We start from the raw sequence: 21005 nt of genomic DNA on the forward strand, positions 1-21005 counted from the left end.
TGTCTCGGGCGCAACATCGCCGGCATGCCGTCATGGTGCCATCCATTTCGGCATGACTTGCGGGAGCGAGATGCAGGTATGCTATCGCGATTCGGCCAGAACGGAACGCAAACCCGCAAGGGGCCGTCCCGGTTCGCGGTTTCACGACCGCTTGCGGGACACGGACAGGGTTTGTTAACCGTTACGGCATAGCGTCGCGATTCGGAAGATAACGGGCGTCCCCCACGGGCCGGTGGAGGACGGGCGGCGGGGGCTTGCCTTAACCCTTGAGGGCCAGGGCTTGGGGACCTGAGATGCGGGTACTTCTGATCGAGGACGACAGCGCGACCGCGCAGAGCATCGAGCTGATGCTCAAGTCCGAGAACTTCAACACCTATACGACCGATCTCGGGGAGGAAGGTGTCGATCTCGGCAAGCTGTACGATTACGACATCATTCTGCTCGACCTGAACCTCCCCGACATGTCGGGCTACGAGGTGCTGCGCTCGCTGCGGGTGGCCAAGGTCAAGACCCCGATCCTGATCCTCTCCGGGATGGCCGGGATCGAGGACAAGGTGAAGGGCCTCGGCTTCGGGGCCGATGATTACCTCACCAAACCTTTCCACAAAGATGAACTGGTCGCGAGAATCCACGCGATCGTGCGCCGGTCGAAGGGCCACGCCCAGTCGGTGATCACCACCGGCGACCTGATCGTGAACCTCGACCAGAAGACCGTCGAAGTCTCGGGCGCCCGGGTCCACCTCACCGGCAAGGAGTACCAGATGCTGGAGCTCCTCAGCCTGCGCAAGGGCACCACACTGACCAAGGAGATGTTCCTCAACCATCTCTACGGCGGCATGGACGAGCCCGAGCTGAAGATCATCGACGTGTTCATCTGCAAGCTGCGCAAGAAGCTCGCGAATGCCAGTCAGGGCAAGAACTACATCGAGACGGTCTGGGGCCGCGGCTACGTGCTGCGCGAGCCGACCGAGGACGAGGATCGCATCGCGGTCTGACGGACGGCCCGGTCGGGACGACGAAAGAACCCCGCTCCGGCGGGGTTTTTTCGTTCGTGGGCCGTGGGGATCGGCGGCCGGCGACGACCCCGTCGTCCTGCGTCGTCGCCTGGCATGGCCTCCCGTGCCCGCGCAGCGGAACCCGGGATCCGGCACCGCTGACGATCCAGGCCAAGGCGGGCAAGCCCCCGCCTCATCGTGGTGCACCAGCGATCATGGATCCCGGGTTCCGCCGCGCGGCCACCGGATGACAAGGAGGATGTCGCCCCTGCCGATGGGAGCGCCGGCACCACCCGGATCGCACCGCCGGACGGTCCGACGTGCGCGGCGAGGCGTGCGGGCGATCGTTCCCGTCCTCAGCGGGCCGCCCAGCGCAGGCCGGGCTGGGCCGCAGCGGCGGCCGGCGTTCCGAGGGCCGACGCCGTCGTACCGGCCGGCACCGCCGCGCGGCCGTGGCGATAGAGGCCGCGATGCTCGGGATCGGGCACCAGCGTCTCGGTGATGCCGATCACGGTCTCGGCGGCGCCGAGCAGCACCGCCCCGTCGGGGGAGAGCTGGTCGGCGATGCGCCGCAGCACGTCGGCCTTCGTCGCGGTGTCGAAGTAGATCAACACGTTGCGGCAATACACGATGTCGAACGTGCCGAGATGCTCGAACGGCTGCAGCAGGTTCAGCGGCCGGAAGTCGATCATCTGGCGCAGGGCGTCCGCGATGCGCCACTGCTCGCCGACCTGGGTGAAGTGCTTGAGCATCAGCTGCACGGGGAGCCCGCGCTGGACCTCGAACTGGTTGTAGAGGCCGAGCTTGGCCTTCTCCAGGACCTCGGTCGAGAGGTCGGTGGCGACGATCTCGACCCGCCAGCCGGCGAGCCGGGGCGCGGCCTCGGCGAGCAGCATCGCCAGCGAGTACGGCTCCTGGCCGGTCGAGGCGGCGGCGCACCAGATCCGCAGCCGGCGCTGCGCGGCCCGGGCCGCGAGCGCGTTCGGCAGCAGCACGTCGCGGAACAGGTCGAACGGCGTACGGTCGCGGAAGAAGAAGGTCTCGTTGGTGGTCATCGCCTCGACCACCGCACGCTCGATCGCGCCGTCGCGGGCGACCCGGAGGCAGCCGATCAGCTCGGTGAGCCCGGCGAGGTTGAAGCGCCGGCAGACCGGCGCGAGGCGGCTCTCCACCAGGTAGCGCTTCTCGGCCGTGAGTGCCAGGCCGGAGCGCTGCTTGAGGTAGCCGCGGAGGAATTCGAACTCGGTCTCGGTCATCGACGCGGCATCCTCCCCGGGGGCCGTGGCAGGATACCCATCAGTGGGCCGCACCAAGGCCCGCACCGGCACCTGGGCCGGCGATCGCGGCCCGCAGGGCGGGGCCGATCGCCGGCAGCGGCAGGATCTCGTGGGCGTAGCCGGCCCGCACCAGGCTGCCGGGCATGCCCCAGACGGTTGAGGTCGCCTCGTCCTGGGCCAGCATCACGCCGCCGGCCTCGACCAGGGCCTGGGCGCCCTTGGTGCCGTCCGAGCCCATGCCGGTGAGCACCACCGAGAGCGTGGCGGCACCGTAGACCTCGGCGGCGTCGCGAAACATCACGTCGACGGCCGGGCGACAGAAATTGACCGGCGGGCCGTCGTTGAGCTGGATCACCGCTTCTGTCGCGTTGCCCGAGAGCCCCATGTGGCGGCCGCCCGGCGCGACGTAGACGACGCCGGGCCGCACCGGCTCGCCGTGCTTGGCCTCCGCCGCCGGCAGGCCGATCCGGGCGCCGAGATGCTCGGCGAAGACCGCGGTGAAGACCGGCGGCATATGCTGGACGATCAGGATCGGCACCCGCCGCAGGGTCGCGGCGCCGATGCCCTCGAGCACCTCTCCCACGGCGCGGGGACCGCCGGTCGAGGCACCGACGAGCAGGCACCGCGGCGGGCTCGCCCGCAAGGGACGCGGGCGAACGGTCACGGGGGCCGCAGCCGGCCGCGGCGCCGGGGCGGCCGCGACGGCGGCCGGGCGCTCAGGCAGTGCGGCGAGGCCGGGCCGCTCCGACGGAGCGGAGGGGCGGGCCCGCGGCCGGTTGCGCAGGTCGGCGCCGAGCATCCGGATCTTCTGGACCAGGTCCTCGCGAAAGCTCGCCTGGGTGGTGACGCCGCGGTTGCCCTCGGGCTTGGGCAGGTAGTCGATCGCCCCGAGGGCCAGGCAGCGGAGCGAGATCTCCGCATTGCGCTGGGTCAGGGTCGACATCATCACGACCTGGAGCCCGGGGCGCTTGGCCAGCATCCGCGGCAGCGCCTGGGTGCCGTCGAGCTCCGGCATCTCGATGTCGAGGAGGACGATGTCGGGCTGGACCCGGTCGAGGGCGTCGAGCGCGAGGCGGCCGTTCGCGGCGGTCCCGACGATCTCGCAGCCGGCCTCCTCGAGCCAGCGCGAGACGAGGCCGCGCACCACCACGGAATCGTCGGCGACGAGGACGCGGATCCGCGGGCCGGCGCTCGGGGATGGGCTGGAGGGTGCGGCGGATGCGGCCATGAAGTGTCTCGGTCGATGCGCCGCTTCCGGCGGGCGAGCAGGGATCGGGCCCGCCGGAGGACGGGCGAAGGGAGATGGGACGCCTGAGGCAGCCGCACGGTCGGCCCCTTGGCGGGGCCGACGGCGTGGCGGTTCGTCAGGTCAGTCCCACCGCCTGGAGCTTGGCGGTCATGATGTCCTTGTCGAAGGGCTTCATGATGTATTCGTCGGCGCCGGCATGCAGCGCCCGGGCGATCGACGCGACGTCGTTCTCGATGGTGCAGAACAGGACCTTGGGGTGGTCGCCCTCGGGCAGCCGCCGCAGGGCGCGCAGGACCTCGTACCCGTCCATGTGCGGCATGTTCCAGTCGAGCAGGATGGCGTCCGGCATGGCCGCCCGGCACTGCTCGACCGCCTCGCGGCCGTCCTCGGCTTCCGCCACCCGGAAGCCCAGGCCCTCGATGATCCGGCGCGCCACCTTGCGGATCACCGCCGAGTCGTCGACGATCAGGAAGCTTCTCATTCCGTCATCCTCGCCGTCATCCTCGCCGTCATCCTCGCCGTCGTCCTCGGCCTCGTCCCCGGGATCACGCGGCGCTGGCCGTGGGCCGCGCGTCGCCGAAGGCGAGCACCGCCTCGACGTCGAGGATGATCAGCAGGCGTCCGTCGAGGCGGTGCACCCCGCGCGAGATCGCGCGCCAGCGGGTGTCGAGATGGACCGGGTTCGGCTCGTAGGTGTCGGCGGCGAGCTTCATCACCTCGCCGACCTGGTCGACCAGGAGCCCATAGGCCTCGCCGCCATGCTCCAGGCCTACCGCCATGTTGCGGCCGTCGCCGGTGCGGTCCGGCAGGCCGAGGCGCCGGCGCAGGCAGAGCGCCGTGACGACCCGCCCGCGCAGGTTGAGCAGGCCCTTGATCTCCGGCGGCGCCAGCGGGACGTCGGTGAGGTTGGTGGCGATGAAGACGTCGTGCACCCGGTCGATCGGCAGCCCGAACAGCTCGTCGCCGAGCAGCACGGTGACGTAGTCGGTGGTCTCGCCGGTGGACGGCGCAGGCGTTCCGGCGGTGTTGGTGTTGGCGGCCATCATGGGCGGGGCTCGGGAGTCGAGAGGACGTATCGGGCGGTGGTGAGCCATCCGGGCGCTCGGAGCGTCCGGACGGCCGGATCGACGGGGCCTTTACGCCGCCGCCACGAGGGGCGCGCTGGTGATCTCGTTGACCGCCGCCACCAGGCCGGTGCGGTCGAACTTCGCCACGCAATCGGCGACGCCGAGGGCGCGGGCGCGGGCGATGGCGTCGGGCGCCATCGTGCCGGCGAGCGCCACCACCGGCATCGCGGCGAGCCGTCCACCGATCTTGCGCATCGCCTCGATCAGGTCGAAGCCGGAGCGGCCCGGCATCTCGAGGTCGCAGACCACGAGGTCGATGCGGGCCTCGCCGCCGAGATGGCGCATCGCCTCCTCGGCATCCGCCGCCGGGATCACCCGGAAGCCCGCCGCCTTCAGCACCGGCGTCAGCATCTCGCGGAAGAAGGCCGAGTCGTCGACGAGGAGCAGGCTCGGGGCCTTCGGGACCGCACGGTGCGAGGGCTGGCCCCAATCGTCGTGGGCGAGCGGCAGGTAATGGGCGATGTTGACGATCTCGGTCGCCCGGTTGCGCACCACCGCCGAGCCGATCAGGTCGGAGCGCTCGGTCACGAGCTCGACGTCCAGCACCTCGTCGACGATGTCGACGATCTCGTCGACCACGAGTCCCATCGAGCGCTCGCCGTCGGAGAACACGACCAGCGCCTGCGCGCCCTCGCGCCGGATCGCCTGGGCCGGATCGGCCGGGACGAGCGGCATCAGCCGGCCGCGATACTGGATCAGCGGTCGCCCGCCGACCCACTCGATCTTCGCGGCGTCGATCTCCTCCAGCCGCGTGACGAGGGAGAGCGGCACCGCCTTGAGCGCATCGCCGCCGCCCTTGAACACCAGCAGCGTCACCGCCTGATCGGAACCGGTCTCCTCGCCCTCGGCCTCCGCCTCGGCCTCGCCGGGCTGGCCGCTCGCGGTGCCGGAGCCGACCATCTTGGCGACGCCGTTGGGGTCGATGATCAGCACCACCGCCCCGTCGCCGAGGATCGTGTTGCCGGAGAAGAGCGGGATGTGCCGGAGCTTCGAGGACATCGGCTTGACGACGATCTCCTCCGTGTGGAAGACGCCGTCGACCAGGATGCCGAAGCGCTGGCGCCCGACCTGGCTCACCACGACGAAGCCCTCGTCGGTGGAGACCGGGGCGTCGGCGGCGTCGAGGCCGAGCATGCCGGCCACCGGCACGATCGGCAGCAGGCGGTCGCGCAGGCGCAGGACCGGCGAGCCGTTGATGCGCTCGACCGCGTGGTCGGTGCCGGGCTGCACCCGGACGAGCTCGAGCACCGAGACCTGCGGGATCGCGAAGCGCTGCTCGCGGGCCGAGACGATCAGCGCCGCCACGATCGCCAGCGTCAGCGGGATCTTGATCGTGAAGGTGGTGCCGCGGCCGAGCTGGGTCTGGATGTCGATCGTGCCGCCGATCAGCTCGATGTTGGTCTTCACCACGTCCATGCCGACGCCGCGGCCGGAGACCGAGGTGATCGCCTTGGCGGTGGAGAAGCCGGCGTGGAAGATGAACTTCGCCACCTGGGCGTCGGTCATCCGCTCGACCTCGGCGTCCGTGGCGACGCCGCGCTCGACCGCCTTGCGGCGGATCGCCTGCAGGTCGAGGCCCTTGCCGTCGTCGGCGATCTCGATGGTGATCGTGCCGCCCTCGTGGAAGGCGTTGAGGCGGATCGTGCCCTTCTCGGGCTTGCCGGCGGCCTTGCGCTCCGCACCCGACTCGATGCCGTGATCGGCCGAGTTGCGCACCATGTGGGTGAGCGGGTCCTTGATGACCTCGAGCACCTGGCGGTCGAGCTCGGTCTCGGCGCCCTGCATCAGCAGGTCGATCTTCTTGCCGAGTTCCGACGAGAGGTCGCGCACCACCCGCGGCAGCTTCTGCCACGCCGAGCCGATCGGCTGCATGCGGGTCTTCATCACCCCTTCCTGCAGCTCGGCGGTGACGTGGGAGAGGCGCTGCAGCGGCACCTTGTAGTTGCCGTCCTCGTGCCGGCGGGCGATCTCGAGAAGCTGGTTGCGGGTGAGCACCAGCTCCGAGACCATCGTCATCAGGTGCTCGAGGGTGTCGACGTTCACCCGGATCGTCTGAACCTTGCTGACCGGCGCGCCCTCGGCCTCGGAGGTCTGGTCAGGCCGCCCCTGCTCCGCGCGGGCGGGCTCTGGCCGCCCCTGATCGGGCCGCCCCTGATCGGGGCGGGTCGGCTCGACGCGGCGCGCCTCGACCGGCGGCCGGGCCGGCTCGGCGACGGGCAGCGGCACCACGACGGCGCCGGGCGGCGCGACATCGGCCTCCGCATCGACGGCCGTCTCGCGAAATGCCCGCTCGAGATCGTCGAGGGAAACCTCGCCAGGCTTCAGGGCCCGCTCCAGGATCTGCGGCACGAGAGTGCCGGCGGTCATCGCGGGCGCGGCCGGGGCCGGGGCCACGACCGGCTCGGGGGCCGGAGCCGGAGCCTCGGACATCCGCTCGAGGGCGCCGATCAGGTCCTCGTCGATGCCGGCCGGCTCGGCGGCGGTGCGCTCCAGTTCGGCCACGATCAGCTTGATCCGGTCGAGGGTCTGCAGGATCAGGCTGACGGCCGGGCTCGTCACCGGCATGCCGTCGCGGAACTTGCCCATCAGGGTCTCGGCCGCATGCGCCAGCGCCTCGAGGCGGGGCAGGCCGAGGAAGCCGCAGGTGCCCTTGATGGTGTGCACCAGCCGGAAGATGTTGCGCAGAATCGTCTGGTTGTTGGGATCCTGCTCGAATCGGACGAGTTCGAGGTCGACAGTGTCCAGGTGCTCGCCGGTCTCTGTCAGGAACTCACGCAACAAATCGTCCATCGCGGCCACTCGTCGATCCACGCAGGATCTCTGCGCAGTGTCCACGGTGCCACGCGAGCCTTTATGATCCGTTTCCGGACAGCGTCACGTTTCGGCGGAGCGGGCCGCAATTGCCTCGGATCCAAAGGAAAAAAGGCCGGTCACCGGTCCGCCGCGGGGTTAGATGCCGTTAGCGCTCGTCAGGCGTCGGTCTCGGCCGCGGCGGCCGGACCGGCGGGCTCGGCCCGGATCGTGACCGTGTCGCCCTGGATCGAGAACCGCACGGCCATCTCGGCGGCCCGGGCGACCAGGCCGGCATAGAAGGGCTGGATCGCGTGGGCGTCCACGGTGCCGCTCTCCGGCGCGCCGGCGATGAGCGCCTCGACATGGGCCGGGATGCGGGCGTGCGAGCCCTTGGCGGTCAGGACGAAGACCGGCGCCTCGCCCTCCCCGGTCACCGCGACGTCGATGACGCCGCCGCGCGGGATCGCCGTGACGGCGATCACCACGAGGTTCAGGAGCAGCTTGACCTTGTTCTTCGGAAACAGCGCGCGGGGCGCGCTCCAGGTCAGCTGGGTCTTGTCGTCGCCGAACATGCCGCGGGCGACGTTCTCGGCGTCCGCGAGGTCGATGCTCGCGCCCGCCGAGCCCGCCGCCCCGAAGGCGATGCGGGCGAATTGCAGCCGGGCCGAGGCCTGCCTGGCGCTCTTGCGGATCAGGTCGAGGGCGAAGTCGCGCATCTCGGCGCTGTCCTCGTCCTCGAGCACCTCGAGGCCATTCACGATGGCGCCGACCGGGCTGATGACGTCGTGGCAGACCCGTGAGCAGAGCAGCGCCGAGAGGTCGAGGGCGTCGAGGTCGACGGTGGCGGTCGTGGGGAGGGTCATGGGGGCGCGCTCCGCGGGGCCGGTTCGATGGGGTCGCGGCGGCTCCCGCCACGGTTTGCCGGCACGGATAGCCGCCGCGCGCCGGTTTGAAAAGGCGATCGCGCCCGCCCGTCTGCCCCGGCACGGATCGACAAACCCGCGGACGCGGGGCATGACAGCGGCATGACGACGACCCTGGCACCCGGCAGCGTGCCCAATCCCGCCGAGCGCGACGCCATCGCGCTCAGGCTCGCCGAGATCGCCACTGCGGCCGGCGTGATCCTGCGCCGATTCGAACTGGGCGGGTGCCGCCACCACCTGAAGGCGGACGGCTCGCCGACGAGCCAGGCCGACCTCGCCGCCGAGGAACAGATCGTGGCGGCGCTGGCGCGAGACTGGCCCGGCATCCCGGTGATCGCCGAGGAGACCGCGGCGGAGGCCGCCCCCGCCGCCCTGTTCTTCCTGGTCGACCCCCTCGACGGGACCAAGGATTTTCTCAAGGGCACCGGCGAGTACACGGTCAACATCGCGCTCGTGGCCGGCGCGCGGCCGGTGGCGGCGGCGCTCGCCGCGCCCGTCCTCGCCCGGGTCTGGGCCGCCGGAGCGGATGCGCGCGAGGCGCCGATCGTCGAGGGCCGCCCCGGCCCGTTCGGAGCGGTCAGGGCGAGGCCCGCGCCCGCCGATGGCATGACGGCGCTGGTGAGCCGCAGCCATGGCGAGGCGGCGGACGAGGCATGCCTCGCAGGCCTGCCGGTCGCCCGGCGGCGCGGCGCGTCGTCGGCCCTCAAGTTCGGGCTGCTCGCCTGCGGCGAGGGCGACGTCTACGTGCGCTGCGGCCCGACCATGGAGTGGGACACGGCCGCCGGCGACCACATCCTGACCCAGGCCGGCGGCTGCCTGATCGGCCCCGACGGCGCGCCCCTCGCCTACGGCCGCCATCCCGACCAGTACCGGAACGGGCCCTTCGCGGCCCTCGGAGATCCGTCCTTTGCCGGCCGGATCGTGCTGCCGGCGTCGCGCCCGGCCAAGTAGGCGTAGGGGCGAGTTGTCAGGGCAAGTCGTCGGTGCGAGGCGTGACGGGTCCGGCTCACCCGCCGAGCGCGGCGTCGCGCCGCAGCACCGGCCAGCGCGCCTCCGCCGCCTCGAGGAGAGCGGGCCCGGCCCGCTGGCGCCGCTCCACGCCGCGAAAGAGGTAGAGCCGGTCCCCATGCAGGGCCGCCGCCAGGGGATCGGCCTCGACGAGGCGCCCGGCCGCCACGCCCTCCGGATCGTAGCCGCCGAGCCGCGGCGCATAGGCCTCGGGTGCCGCCGCGAAGGCCGCCCGGTTCGCCGGTCCGGCGAAGCGCCAGACGAGCCCCGACCAGGTGACCTCGTGCGCGCCCGAGCCGGGGAGCGGCTCCGGCCCGAGCCGGTAGGACACGGCGTCGAAACCCCGCAGAGCGAGCCCGGTCAGGGAATCGGCGGCGTAGAGTGCCGGCACGCCGAGCGGCGTCTCGCCGCGGGCCGGAGCGGCGACCGCGGCGGCGAGCAGCGACAGCAGGCCGCGCCGCGTTAACCAGATCTTGCCCATATCCGCAGCATCTGTGGCATCCCGCCGCCCGTCCGCGCCGGTGTCTCGCCGGCCGAGCCGGCCGAGCCGGCTCCGACCTTCTAAGCCGGGACGCCTAACGAATGCTCTCAGCCCCTCCCGCCCCCTCGGCCAGGCAGGACATCCGGCGGCACACCTCCGGAACGCCGCGCCGGCGCCGCTCGGCCGCCGTCCTGGCCGCCCTCCTCGCCGGCCCCCCGGCGCTCGCCGCGCTGCCGGCGGCCCTTCATCCCGTCCCGGCCGCGGCGCAGGGGCGGCGCCCCGGCGATCCCGGCACGTTCCAGCCGCGGGAGATCATCGATTCCGGGCACCAGTTCTTCGGCTCGGTGTCGCGCGGCCTCGCCCTCACGGTGCAGGAGGCGACGCGCCGCTGGGGCGAGCCCAACGGCTACATCCTCGGCCAGGAGGCCTCCGGCGCCATCATCGGCGGCGTGCGCTTCGGCGAGGGCACGCTGTTCACCCGCAATGCCGGCCAGCGCAAGGTCTTCTGGCAGGGGCCGTCCCTCGGCTTCGACGTCGGCGGCGACGGCGCCCGCAGCATGATGCTGGTCTACAACCTGCCCCGGGTCGACGCGCTCTACCGCCGCTTCGTCGGCATGGACGGCTCGGCCTACGTGGTCGGCGGCTTCGGCATGTCGGCGGTCACCTCCGACAACATCGTGGTGGTGCCGATCCGTGCCGGCGTCGGGGCGCGATTCGGGATCAATGTCGGCTATCTCAAGTTCACCGACTCGCCGACCTGGAACCCGTTCTGAGCGGGCGGCCGTCGCGCGGCCGCGCTGGTCCTCGGGGCCGTCCCGTGGCAGGGTCCGGCCCGCGCCGCCCGCGCCCGGTCGCGGGCGGCCGTCCACCGTGTCCCCTCGTCCGGGGGCCTGGCCGCAGGCCGCGCCCGGACGCCGAGAGAGTATCGCCCGGGTGATCGAGTCCCTGATGTTCGCGGCCCTGGGCTTCCTCGGGGCCGGCCTGTGCGCCCTGCTGATCCTGCCGGCCCTCAATGCCCGGGCCGAGCGCCTGACGCGGCGCCGGCTCGAGGCGCTCTACCCGATGTCGATCGTCGAGCTCACCGCCGAGAAGGACCATCTGCGGGCCGAGTTCGCGGTGCGCGAGCGCCAGCTCGAGCGCCGGGTCGAGGAGGCGATGGCCGCCCGCCAGGCCGAGATGGAGGAGATGGGCCGGCGCACCGTCCGCATCGGGATGCTCACCGCCGAGATCGAGCGCCGGGATACCCGCCTCGCCGAGATCGAGCGCGACCTCGTCGCGGCCCGCGGCAGCCTCGCCCAGATCCAGGGCGAGATCGCGGAGGCCCGAACCGCCCGCGCGGCGGCCGAGGAGGCGATGCGGGCCCTCGAAGGCCCCTATCAGCGGGCCCTGGCCGACCTCGCCGCGCTGCGGGGCGAGGTCGAGGCGCTGCGAAGCGGCCAGGCGGAGGCCGAGGCCGCCCGCGGCGTCGCCGAGGAGCGGGCACGCGCGGCGAGCGGCCGGGTGGCGGCGGCGGGCGAGGGCATCGCCAGCGCCGCCCGCGAGCAGATCCAGGCGCTCGAGGACGCGCTCTCCGACCTCAATGCCCGCCACGCCGCCGAGATCGAGGCTGCCCGGGCCGAGATCGCCGCCCTGCGGGCGGCCGCGCAGGCCGGCGCTCCGCCTCCCGAGCGCATCGCCGCCGAGAACGCCGCCCTGGAGCGCCGGATCGCCGAGGTGGCGGACGCCCTGATGCAGGCGCAGGGCCGCCCGGAGCCGCGGATGCCCCAGGCGACGTCCCTGCCGGCGCAGGTGCCGACGCCCGTCGCCGCGGGGTGACGGCTCGGCGATGTGCCCTGCGGCACATCGCGACCGGCACGGCCTGTCCCCGGATGCGACGAGCCGACCCGGAAACGGCGCGGAAACATCATCTAACCCGTTCGTGATGCAGCCTTTTCCTGCTTCGGCCGGTGGCCCCGGCGGGCCCCCGCAACGGTCTCGATCGGGTCTCAGGCGTCCCGCGACCCTTGTCAGGCTGCGGGTTTCGGGCCATGTCGCTGCGACTCCCATCCCTCTGCAAGGCTTCGACAGACATGATGCTCAGGCCGATGTCGCTCGCCCTCCTGACCGCCGGCAGCCTCGTGCTGCTCGCCGTCCCGGCTTCGGCCCAGCGCGACGACCCCAACCTGAAGAAGTACTGCACGGGCGACTACATGACCTACTGCGGGAATCTGCCGCCGGAGAGTCCTGAGGTCGATCGCTGCTTCGAGAAGAACATGAAGAAGATTTCGGTCAACTGCAAGAAGGCGATCGAGTACTACGAGCAGACCCACAAGTAGCGGTCCCGGGCGGAGGCCCACCCGCTCCGCAAGCCGCCTCAGGCGGAGGCCTCGGCCCGGCTCGCGGCCTCCAGCGCCTCGGCCAGGGCCTCGATGGTGAAGGGCTTGCGCAGCACGGTCTCGCCCGGCGCCGGCCGGGGCCCCTCCTGGGCGTCGTCGCGCGGATGGCCGGTGGCGAAGATCACCGGCAGGTCCGGGCGCCGCCGCCGCGCCTCGGCCGCGAGGGTCGGCCCGTCGATGCCCGGCATCACCACGTCGGTGAACAGCACCGCCACCTCGCGCCCGCCGTCCAGGATGGCGAGCGCCGCCGCGCCGTCGGACGCCGTCAGGGTGCGGTAGCCGAGCTCGCCGATCGTCTCGGCGCTGGCGAGCCGCACCGCGGAATCGTCCTCCACCACCAGCACGGTCCGGGCCGCACGTCCGGGCGCCGCCGCCGCGAGGCGGGTCCGCGCGGCGGCCTCGGCCGGCACGCCGTCCCGGCTCACCGGCAGGGTCAGCTCGATGGCGGTGCCCTCCCCCGGCCGGCTGTCGATGCGCACGCGGCCGCCCGACTGGGTGACGAAGCCGTAGACCTGGCTCAAGCCCAGGCCCGTGCCCCGCCCCTGCGGCTTCGTGGTGAAGAACGGCTCGAAGGCCCGCGCCACCACGTCGGGCGGCATGCCGGTGCCGGTGTCGCGCACCGTGACGCAGACCGCCGCCGTCCCGTCCTCGAGGGTGCCGACGGCCGTCTCCAGGGTGAGCTTGCCGCCCCCCGGCATCGCGTCGCGGGCATTGACCGCGAGGTTCAGGATCGCGTTCTCGAGCTGGTTCTGGTCGACGAACACCGCCGGCGGATCGGCCATCAGCCGCGTCTCGACCCGCACCGTCTCGCCGAGCGTACGGCGCAGGAGGTCGACCATTCCGGCGACGAGGCGGTTCGGGTCGGTGGGACGGGGCTCGAGCGGCTGCTGGCGCGCGAAGGCGAGGAGCCGGTGGGTGAGCTTGGCGGCTCGGTCGGTGCCGTCGAGGGCGCCGGCGATGAAGCGGCCGACATCGGTGTCGCCCCGGGCGATGCGCCGCTGCACCAGTTCGAGCGAGCCGGTGATGACGGCGAGCAGGTTGTTGAAGTCGTGCGCGATGCCCCCCGTCAACTGGCCCACCGCCTCCATCTTCTGCGACTGGCGCAGCTGGCTCTCGGCGGCGAGCCTCTGCGCGTGCTCGCGCTTGAGGTCGGCCAGCGCCTGCTGCTCGGCCCGGGCCCGGGCCAGCGCCAGCCAGGCCATCAGCACCAGGGTCAGGGCCGAGACGGTGGCGACGAGACCGTAGACCCGCAGGTTGTCGTACCAGCGGTCGAGGGCGACCGCGGTCTCGACCGAGAACGCGACCTGGACCGGGTAGTCGCCGATGCGGCGCCAGGCATAGAGCCGCTCGGCCTCCGCCGGCGGCGTGCCGGTGGCGGCTCCCCCCTGCGGCCGGGCCCGGATCGCCCGCAGCAGCGGGTCGGCCGGCGCCAGCCGCTCGTCGACCTGCGGGCCCGGCGGCTCGCGCACCAGGATGGCGCCGTCGGCGCGCAGCAGCATCGCCCGGTGGTCGGTCGGCGCGGCGATCTCGGCGTAGAAGCGGGCGAAGTACTCGGTGCCGAGCGCGATCACGATCACGCCGTCGAAGCGCCCGTCATCGGTCGAGCGCCGGCGGCTGACCATGAAGGCGGTGGAGCCGTCCGCCTCCCGCACGGCGGGGCTGACATAGATGCCGATGTCCCGCGGCGGGTGAACCGAGAAAACGTCCCGCCCCGAGACGTCGCGGTTGAGGTCGCCCTCGCGGCTCGAGGCCTGCACCCGCCCCTGCGGGTCGACCACCCAGACCGCCTTGGCCTGGGCGAGCGGCGCCTTCAGGCTCGCCAGGAAGCCGCCGGTGGCGGGCGCCGCGATCTGGCTCCAGCTCCGGTCGAAGACGTAGTCGTCGACCCGGTCCATGGCGAGCTCGGCGGTGTCGAACACCTTCGAGGCGTGCTCGTGCATCACCGCGGCGGTCCGCACGACCGCGCTGTCCTCTTCCCGCAGGACCTCGGCCCGGTTCCACCACGCCGCGCCCACCAGGACGACGCACGGCACCAGGAAAGCCGCGGCGACGAGGAGCTGGTGCAGCCGCACCGTCGATAGGCTCACGGGACACTCACAAACGCGGCGGAAAGCCGACGCGGCGATCGGCGTGAAGCTTAACTGTTCATTAACGGCTTGGCGAGCGAAACGATCGCCGTCCCGTCCGTCGGCGTCCCGCGGGTCGCCGTTGTCCGTTCGGGTGTGTCGCCCGGGCATCGGCGCCGGCGCCCCGGCTCCATTTCCTGGCCGCACTCTTCCGGCAGGCGGTCGAACAGGTCCTTAACGGCCACGCTCGAATGCCGCGCAACGGCCCCTAACGCCGGGCTCGCCTCGCGGGACGCGGGCCGCTATGGTGCTGCCGCCACGCTTAGGGCGGGGACCGGGTCGTGCGGCCCGGCGCCGCTCCAGGTTTCTGATCGTGCCGCGATGCCCCGCGACGAACCGGCTTCCGCGTCGTCGTCGGACCGCGCCCGTGCCCGGACCCCGCCCGTGCTCCGTACCCGTACCCTCGTGATCCTCGGCCTGATCGCCCTCGCGACGACCGCCTGCGGCCGCCGCGGTCCGCTCGAACCGCCGCCCGCCGCAGCCCCGGCCGGCGCCGCCGCCGGCCCGCAGGCCGGCAAGCCGCCGGCCGGCGGGGCGGCCGCGCGGCCGCGGACCGGGGCCGCTTCGGTCAATACCCTGCCGGGCGGCGTCGGGCTCGAGGCCGGCGGCAACGCCCCCGACGACGCCGACGAGCTGCCCTCCGCCGCGGTCGCACCGCCGACCGGGATCCCGGCCCCGACCGAATCCTCCTCGCGCCGCCGCAAGGGCTACGTCATCCCCAAGGAGCCGTTCCCCCTCGATCCGCTGCTCTGACGGGGGGATCCCGGTCGCCCGGGAACTCCGTGTGCCGGGAACCGAGGGTGCAAAGGGCGGCGGCTTTCGTGTAGAGGGCGCGACGCGCCGCATGGCGCGCCCCGGACCGTCAGTCAGCCACCCATGCACCATTTCAGCTACCGCGACGGCGTGCTCCACGCCGAGGACGTCGACCTGGCACGGCTCGCGGGCTCGGTCGGCACACCCTTCTACTGCTACGCCTCCGCCACCCTGGAGCGGCACTACCGGGTCTTCGCCGACGCGTTTTCGGGCGACGACGCCCTCGTCTGCTACGCCATGAAGGCGAACTCGAACCAGGCGGTGCTCGCCACGCTCGCCCGCCTCGGCGCCGGCATGGACATCGTCTCGGAGGGGGAGCTGCGCCGGGCTCTCGCCGCCGGCGTGCCGGGCGAGCGCATCGTCTTCTCGGGCGTCGGCAAGACCGAGAGCGAGATGGCCGCCGCCCTCGAGGCCGGCATCCTGTGCTTCAATGTCGAGAGCGAGCCCGAGCTGGAGCAGCTCTCGCGCGTCGCCGCCGCCAGGGGCGCGACGGCGCCGGTCTCGATCCGGGTCAACCCGGACGTCGACGCCCGCACCCACGCCAAGATCTCGACCGGGAAGTCGGAGAACAAGTTCGGCATCCCGATCTCGCGGGCGCGCGAGGTCTATGACCGGGCGGCCCGCCTGCCGGGCCTGTCGCTCGTCGGCGTCGACATGCATATCGGCAGCCAGATCACCGACCTCGCGCCCTACGACAACGCCGCCGCCCTGCTCTGCGGCCTCGCCCGCGACCTGATGGCGGCGGGCCACCGGCTGCACCACGTCGATTTCGGCGGCGGGCTCGGCATCCCGTACCGGGACGACAACGCCCCCCCGCCGGACCCGGCCGCCTTCGCGGCGGTGCTGCGGCCGCATTTCCGGCCGCTCGGCCTCCGGCCCGTCTTCGAGATCGGCCGGATGATCGCCGGCAATGCCGGCGTGCTGGTGACGCGGGTCCTGTATGTAAAGCACGGCGAGGGCCGCACCTTCGTGATCGTCGATGCGGCGATGAACGACCTGATCCGCCCGACGCTCTACGAGGCCTACCATGCCCTGCGCCCGGTGGCCGAGCCGGGCCCCGACGCGGCCCGCCTGACCGCCGACGTGGTCGGCCCGGTCTGCGAGAGCGGCGACTACCTGGCGCTCGCCCGCGAGATGCCGGAGGTCAAGCCCGGCGACCTGATCGCCGTGATGTCGGCCGGCGCCTACGGCGCCGTGCAGGCCTGCACCTACAACACGCGGCCGCTGGTGCCCGAGGTGCTGGTGCGCGGCCCCGACCACGCGGTGATCCGGCCGCGGCAGAGCTACGAGGAGCTGATCGGGCTCGACAGGGTTCCGGAATGGCTGGCGGGCTGATCGATGACCGGTCGATCGCTAAAATTCGACCGAATTTCCGAACCGGACGGCCAGTCCTCGCGCGGTAGCGTCCCGGCATGTCACCGGGAGTACCTCAAGCGATGGCGCCTCAAGGCAATCTTCTCGCCCGCGCCGAGGCCGTGGTCGAGCGCGCGTACCGCATCGCGGCGGAGCATCACTCCGCCCTGGCCCAGGCCCGGATCGCCGTGCAGCCCCTGCGCGACGTCGCGACGCGGCGGGGCGGGGACGACGTGCCGCAGGCCGCGGACCGGCCGCGGACCCGCCGGCCGGCCTGAGCCGATTTGACCCGCTGGCCGGGTCCGGCCGGCGTGCTAGCCTGCCTCCTTCGCCCGTTCGCGGACGGGCCCCAGCGGGAGCAGGGCATGACGAAAGCCGAGCCGGACACCGCGCAACGCAGCCCCGCCTCGGACCACCGGCCCGATCCGGTGCGCGCCGGGCTCGACCGGCTGGTGGTTCGCGCCGGGCGGGTGACGCTGTGGGAGCAGGCCTGGCCGATCCTGTGGCGGGGCCTGGCGGTCGTGCTGCTGTTTCTCGCCGCGTCGTGGCTCGGCCTGTGGCTCGATGCGGGGCCGGCCCTGCGCATGGCCGGTGTCGCGGCGTTCGGGATCGCGCTCCTGGCCGCGCTCGCGCCGCTCGTGCGCCTGCGGCGGCTCGCCCGGACCCAGGCGCTGGCGCGGATCGACCGCGATGCGGGCCTGAGCCACCGGCCGGCCCGCGCCCTCGAGGACACGCTGGCTCTCGGCCGCGACGATCCCGGGGCGCAGGCCCTGTGGGCGCTGCACCGGCGCCGGGCGGCCGCCACGGTGGCGCGCCTGAAAGTGTCCGGCCCGCGGCCCGGGATGACCCGGCGCGACCCCTTCGCGCTGCGCGCCGGCGCGATCCTGGCCGCGGTGGCCGGCGCCTTCGTGGCCGGGCCGGAAGCGGGCGACCGGCTGCGCGCCGCCTTCGACTGGCGCGGGCCGCCGGCGGCGGCACCCGCGTTCCGGGTCGACGGCTGGATCGACCCGCCGCTCTACACCCGGATGCCGCCCCTGATCGTCACCCTGGCGGAGGCCGGTCAGCGCCTGCGCGCCCCGGTGAACGCGACCCTGGTGGTGCGCATCGCCGGCGCCTCCGACGCGACGGTGACGCCGGGGGCCGGCCTGAAGGCCCTGCCGGCCACCACGCCGGCCAGGCCCGACCTGCGCGAGGAGCGCTTCACGCTGACCGGCGGCACCGCCGAGGTCGCGGTGCAGACGGGCTTCGCCAGCACCCACCGCCTCACCGTCGAGACCATCCCCGACCGCCCGCCGGAGATCGCCTTCGCGGGCGCTCCTGAGACCAACGGGCGCGGGACCTTCACCCTCGCCTACCGGGCCAAGGACGATTACGGCCTCGCCTCGGCGGAAGGCCTCGTCGAGCCGCAGGCGAAGGGCCGCAGCCTGGTGCCGCCGCCCCGCCTGACCCTCTCGCTGCCGACCGACCCGCAGGGCAACACCGACACCCGCACGCTCATCGACCTCACCGACAACCCCTGGGCCGGCGCCAAGGTGCTGCTGACCCTGGTGGCCAGGGACGAGGCGGGCCAGGAGGGACGCTCCGCCCCCCTCGCCTTCACGCTGCCGGGCCGCTTCTTCACCAAGCCCCTGGCGCGGTCGCTGGCCGAGGAGCGCCGCCGCCTCGTCCTCGATCCGGACGGGAGCCGGGCCCGTGTCGAGACCTCCCTCGATGCGCTCCTGATCGCGCCCGAGCGCTTCACGCCGCAATGGGGCGTCTTCCTCGGCCTCAAGGAAGCGGCGCGGCGCCTGCGGGCGGCCAGGACCGACGAGGCCCTGACCGAGGTCGCGGACCTCCTCTGGACCATGGCGCTGCAGATCGAGGAGGGCGACCTCTCGGACGCCGAGAAGGCCCTGCGCGCCGCCCAGGACCGGCTGAAGGACGCGCTCGACCGCGGCGCCTCCGATCAGGAGATCGCCAAGCTCACCGACGAGCTGCGCCAGGCGATGGACCGCTTCCTGAAGGAGTTCGCCCAGCGCCAGCAGCAGAACCCGCCGAATCCCGGGCAGCAGAACCAGCAGGCCGACCGCACGGTGACGCCGGACGACCTCTCGAAGATGCTCGACCAGATGCAGGAGGCGATGAAGCGCGGCGACGTGGCCGAGGCCCAGCGCCTGCTCGATCAGCTTCGCGGCATCCTGGAGAACCTGCAGACCGCCCAGCCGAACTCGCGCATGTCGGACCCCACCGCCCGCGAGATGAACCGCCAGATGCAGGATCTCGAGGCGATGGCGCGCGAGCAGCAGGGCCTGCGCGACGAGACCTTCCGGCAGGGTCAGGAGCGCCGCTTCGGCAATCGCGGCCAGCCGCAGCAGGGCCAGCAGGGGCAGCGTCAGCCGGGCCAGCGCGGCCAGCAGGGACAGCGCGGGGGCGAGCCCCAGGGACAGGACGGCCAGCAGCCCGGCCAGCGCGGCCAGCAGGGCGGTCAGCCGGGGGGCCTGGGCGACCGCCAGCAGGCCCTGCGCCAGCGCCTGGAGGACCTGCAGCGGCGGATGAAGGAGCTCGGCATGCAGGGCGAGCAGGGCCTCTCCGACGCCGAGCAGGCGATGCGCGAGGCCGAGAACGCCCTCGGCCAGGGCCAGGACGGCTCCGCCGTGGACGCGCAGGGCCGCGCCCTCGAAGGGCTGCAGCGCGGCGCGCAGGGCATGGCCCAGCAGATGCAGCAGATGGGCCAGGACGGCGAGGGCCAGCAGGCCGCCGACGGGCAGCAGGGCCAGGGCAACCCCAACCAGCCCGGCCGCCAGGGCGCCCGCGACAACGACCCCCTCGGCCGCCCGACCCGCAGCCGCGACTTCTCCGACGGCCGCGTCCGCGTGCCGACCGCCGAGGAATCCGGCGTCGAGCGGGCCCGGCGCATCCTGGAGGAACTGCGGCGCAAGCTCGGCGACCCGAGCCGCCCGGCGGAGGAACTCGACTACTTCGAGCGCCTGCTGCGGCGGAACTGATCCGGGCCATCAAAGACGAACGGCGCGATCCGCCGGGATCGCGCCGTGACCGAACTGTCCGCTGAGGCGGAGCCCGGCCGCTGCCGCGCTCCTCCTTCGCGGTCAGTTGAACAGGTTGAAGTGGTAGTTGATGCCGATCTTCAGCTGGTGGACGTCGAGGCCGGTGCGCACGCCGAACTGGGTGCCGAAGGCCCGGAAGCGGATGTCGCGCGCGAAGTCGGCGTAGAGGTACTCGCCCTTCACCGAGAGGTTCGGGGTGATCAAGTATTCGAGGCCGGCGCCGACGGTGTAGCCGTCGACCGGGATCGTGGTGTTGAACGGCGTCGTTGGGATCCGGCCCGGCGCCGCGACGGTGCCGCGCGCGCCGATCTCGGTGAAGGCCCAGCCGCCGGTGACGTAGGCGAGGAGCGGGCCCCAGGCATAGCCGACGCGTCCCCGGACGGTCACGAAGTAGGTGTCGGTCTTCATGCCGCCGATGGCGGTCTGGGTGGCGCCCGCCGAGACGCGGTACGCTCTGTGGAGGTCCGAGTAGCCGGCATCGGCCTCGACGCCGACCACGAAGCCGTCATTGGGCGTGAACTGGTAATTGTAGCCGACGGTGCCGCCCGCCTCGAAGCCGGCGGCCGAGACCTCGGCCCGCGACGGCGGTAGCGCGGCCGGGCGCGGGGCGGTCGTCGCGACGCGGAAATCGCCGCCGACGGCGCCGCCCGCGTTCACGCCGGCGTAGAAGCCCGTCCAGGTGAAGGCCGGCGGGGCAGCGATGACCGGCGGCGGCGCGGCGCGGCGCGGCAGGTCTGCGGCCTGGGCGCCGCCCATCAGCGCGAACAGGCTGGCGGCCGCGAGCAGGGTGGACTTCACGTGACTGACCCCCAAAGATGTCCTCGTCTGGCCCCGGCAGCACAGCAGCCAGGTCTCGAACAAGAGTTCGTTCCGGACCCGCTCCGAAACTCGCCCGATGCACGAGGGCTCAGATCGGGAGCCGTCCAGCCCTGGCAAACAACCACGTCGGGTCGTCCGGGTCTATTGCATTTTGGCAACACAGAAAAAGAAAATTCAACATGAGGCAATCCTCAATACCCGAACTGCCCAAAGGTCATTCGCCTTCCGTCACTTGTTTCGACTGGAGGTGGCGATGATGTTGACGCGGCGGCCCTGGCCCGCGCCTGCGTCGCGGGGCCGCCTCGCCGGACGCTCCCGATACGCCCTATCAGGCCGTTCCACCTCGCGAGCCTCTCCCGGATGTCCACCAACGCCATCGTCCTCATCGCCTGCCTCGCCGTCGCCGCGGTGCTGCTCGTCGGCCTCGGCAACATGCTGCGCGGCGGCAGCGCCAACCTCTCGCAGCGCCTGATGCGGCTGCGGGTGCTGCTCCAGTTCATCGCCATCGTGGTCATCATGGGAGTGCTGTGGTGGCGCGGCGCGTGACCTAGCGGCACTGTGGCGGGGTCGCCGCACGGGGTGGAAAACCGGATCGGGACGGATTGCGAGGCGAGACGGGACG

General features: G+C 72.8%; 19 protein-coding genes. 10 read left to right on the forward strand and 9 right to left on the reverse strand.

The features are described 5' to 3' along the window. Positions 1–293: 293 nt before the first annotated feature. On the forward strand, positions 294–995 hold the full coding sequence (gene ctrA / locus EU555_RS03840) for a response regulator transcription factor CtrA (protein WP_048450105.1): 702 nt from the start codon (positions 294–296) through the stop codon (positions 993–995). Between the two features lie 356 nt (positions 996–1351). Here the strand turns inward: ctrA and EU555_RS03845 are convergent, their stop codons facing one another. The 6 genes from EU555_RS03845 to chpT form a co-directional block, all read right to left on the reverse strand. Then, on the reverse strand, positions 1352–2251 hold the full coding sequence (locus EU555_RS03845) for a CheR family methyltransferase (protein WP_135413138.1): 900 nt from the start codon (positions 2249–2251) through the stop codon (positions 1352–1354). A 40-nt stretch (positions 2252–2291) separates the two neighbouring features. Continuing rightward, positions 2292–3500 (reverse strand): protein-glutamate methylesterase/protein-glutamine glutaminase, encoded by a 1209-nt coding sequence (locus tag EU555_RS03850; RefSeq protein WP_135413140.1) that lies wholly within the window; start codon positions 3498–3500, stop codon positions 2292–2294. A 136-nt stretch (positions 3501–3636) separates the two neighbouring features. After that, positions 3637–4002: a response regulator gene (locus EU555_RS03855; RefSeq protein WP_135413142.1), complete on the reverse strand. Its 366-nt coding sequence runs from the start codon at positions 4000–4002 to the stop codon at positions 3637–3639. A gap of 64 nt (positions 4003–4066) precedes the next feature. Next, positions 4067–4567, reverse strand: a complete 501-nt coding sequence (locus tag EU555_RS03860; protein ID WP_135413144.1) for a chemotaxis protein CheW — start codon at positions 4565–4567, stop codon at positions 4067–4069. A gap of 90 nt (positions 4568–4657) precedes the next feature. Further along, complete coding sequence (locus EU555_RS03865) at positions 4658–7438, reverse strand: hybrid sensor histidine kinase/response regulator (protein ID WP_135413146.1); 2781 nt, start codon at positions 7436–7438, stop codon at positions 4658–4660. A 179-nt stretch (positions 7439–7617) separates the two neighbouring features. Next, positions 7618–8304, reverse strand: coding sequence for a histidine phosphotransferase ChpT (chpT, locus tag EU555_RS03870; RefSeq protein ID WP_135413148.1), 687 nt, complete (start codon positions 8302–8304; stop codon positions 7618–7620). 162 nt (positions 8305–8466) lie between these two features. On the opposite strand from chpT, the gene EU555_RS03875 reads away from it, so the two are divergent. Further along, positions 8467–9315 carry a 3'(2'),5'-bisphosphate nucleotidase CysQ family protein gene (locus EU555_RS03875; protein WP_135413149.1) on the forward strand — a complete coding sequence of 283 codons (849 nt, stop codon included), beginning with the start codon at positions 8467–8469 and terminating at the stop codon, positions 9313–9315. Positions 9316–9370: 55 nt separating this feature from the next. Here EU555_RS03875 and EU555_RS03880 read toward each other — a convergent pair whose 3' ends face one another. Further along, a complete protein-coding gene (locus EU555_RS03880; RefSeq protein ID WP_135413151.1) occupies positions 9371–9853 on the reverse strand; it encodes a hypothetical protein in 483 nt (160 codons plus the stop codon). A gap of 101 nt (positions 9854–9954) precedes the next feature. Between EU555_RS03880 and EU555_RS03885 the strand changes: the two genes are divergently transcribed. From EU555_RS03885 to EU555_RS03895, 3 genes are all read left to right on the forward strand, one after another. After that, the gene (locus tag EU555_RS03885; RefSeq protein WP_245524128.1) at positions 9955–10626 is read left to right on the forward strand and encodes a DUF1134 domain-containing protein; all 672 of its coding nucleotides are present in this window, start codon (positions 9955–9957) and stop codon (positions 10624–10626) included. A gap of 160 nt (positions 10627–10786) precedes the next feature. Next, entirely contained in the window at positions 10787–11668 is an 882-nt protein-coding gene (locus tag EU555_RS03890) for a hypothetical protein (RefSeq protein WP_135413153.1), read from the forward strand. Positions 11669–11922: 254 nt separating this feature from the next. After that, positions 11923–12168 carry a 3',5'-cyclic-nucleotide phosphodiesterase gene (locus EU555_RS03895; protein ID WP_135413154.1) on the forward strand — a complete coding sequence of 82 codons (246 nt, stop codon included), beginning with the start codon at positions 11923–11925 and terminating at the stop codon, positions 12166–12168. Positions 12169–12206: 38 nt separating this feature from the next. Here the strand turns inward: EU555_RS03895 and EU555_RS03900 are convergent, their stop codons facing one another. Next, the gene (locus tag EU555_RS03900; protein WP_135413156.1) at positions 12207–14315 is read right to left on the reverse strand and encodes a hybrid sensor histidine kinase/response regulator; all 2109 of its coding nucleotides are present in this window, start codon (positions 14313–14315) and stop codon (positions 12207–12209) included. Positions 14316–14738: 423 nt separating this feature from the next. Here EU555_RS03900 and lptM point away from each other — a divergent pair, with 423 nt between their 5' ends. The 4 genes from lptM (at position 14739) to EU555_RS03920 (ending at position 19504) form a co-directional block, all read left to right on the forward strand. Beyond that, complete coding sequence (lptM, locus tag EU555_RS03905) at positions 14739–15107, forward strand: LPS translocon maturation chaperone LptM (protein WP_135413158.1); 369 nt, start codon at positions 14739–14741, stop codon at positions 15105–15107. Positions 15108–15230: 123 nt separating this feature from the next. Then, positions 15231–16502 carry a diaminopimelate decarboxylase gene (gene lysA, locus EU555_RS03910; RefSeq protein WP_135413160.1) on the forward strand — a complete coding sequence of 424 codons (1272 nt, stop codon included), beginning with the start codon at positions 15231–15233 and terminating at the stop codon, positions 16500–16502. Positions 16503–16603: 101 nt separating this feature from the next. Next, positions 16604–16798: a hypothetical protein gene (locus tag EU555_RS03915; protein WP_135413162.1), complete on the forward strand. Its 195-nt coding sequence runs from the start codon at positions 16604–16606 to the stop codon at positions 16796–16798. Between the two features lie 87 nt (positions 16799–16885). Next, entirely contained in the window at positions 16886–19504 is a 2619-nt protein-coding gene (locus EU555_RS03920) for a TIGR02302 family protein (RefSeq protein WP_135413164.1), read from the forward strand. Between the two features lie 102 nt (positions 19505–19606). On the opposite strand, the gene EU555_RS03925 is transcribed toward EU555_RS03920, so the two are convergent. Beyond that, complete coding sequence (locus EU555_RS03925) at positions 19607–20362, reverse strand: outer membrane protein (RefSeq protein WP_135413166.1); 756 nt, start codon at positions 20360–20362, stop codon at positions 19607–19609. Positions 20363–20743: 381 nt separating this feature from the next. On the opposite strand from EU555_RS03925, the gene EU555_RS03930 reads away from it, so the two are divergent. Further along, the gene (locus tag EU555_RS03930; RefSeq protein WP_135413168.1) at positions 20744–20929 is read left to right on the forward strand and encodes a twin transmembrane helix small protein; all 186 of its coding nucleotides are present in this window, start codon (positions 20744–20746) and stop codon (positions 20927–20929) included. Positions 20930–21005 lie beyond the last annotated feature (76 nt).

It is taken from the genome of Methylobacterium nonmethylotrophicum (genome assembly GCF_004745635.1).
Lineage (GTDB): Bacteria > Pseudomonadota > Alphaproteobacteria > Rhizobiales > Beijerinckiaceae > Methylobacterium > Methylobacterium nonmethylotrophicum.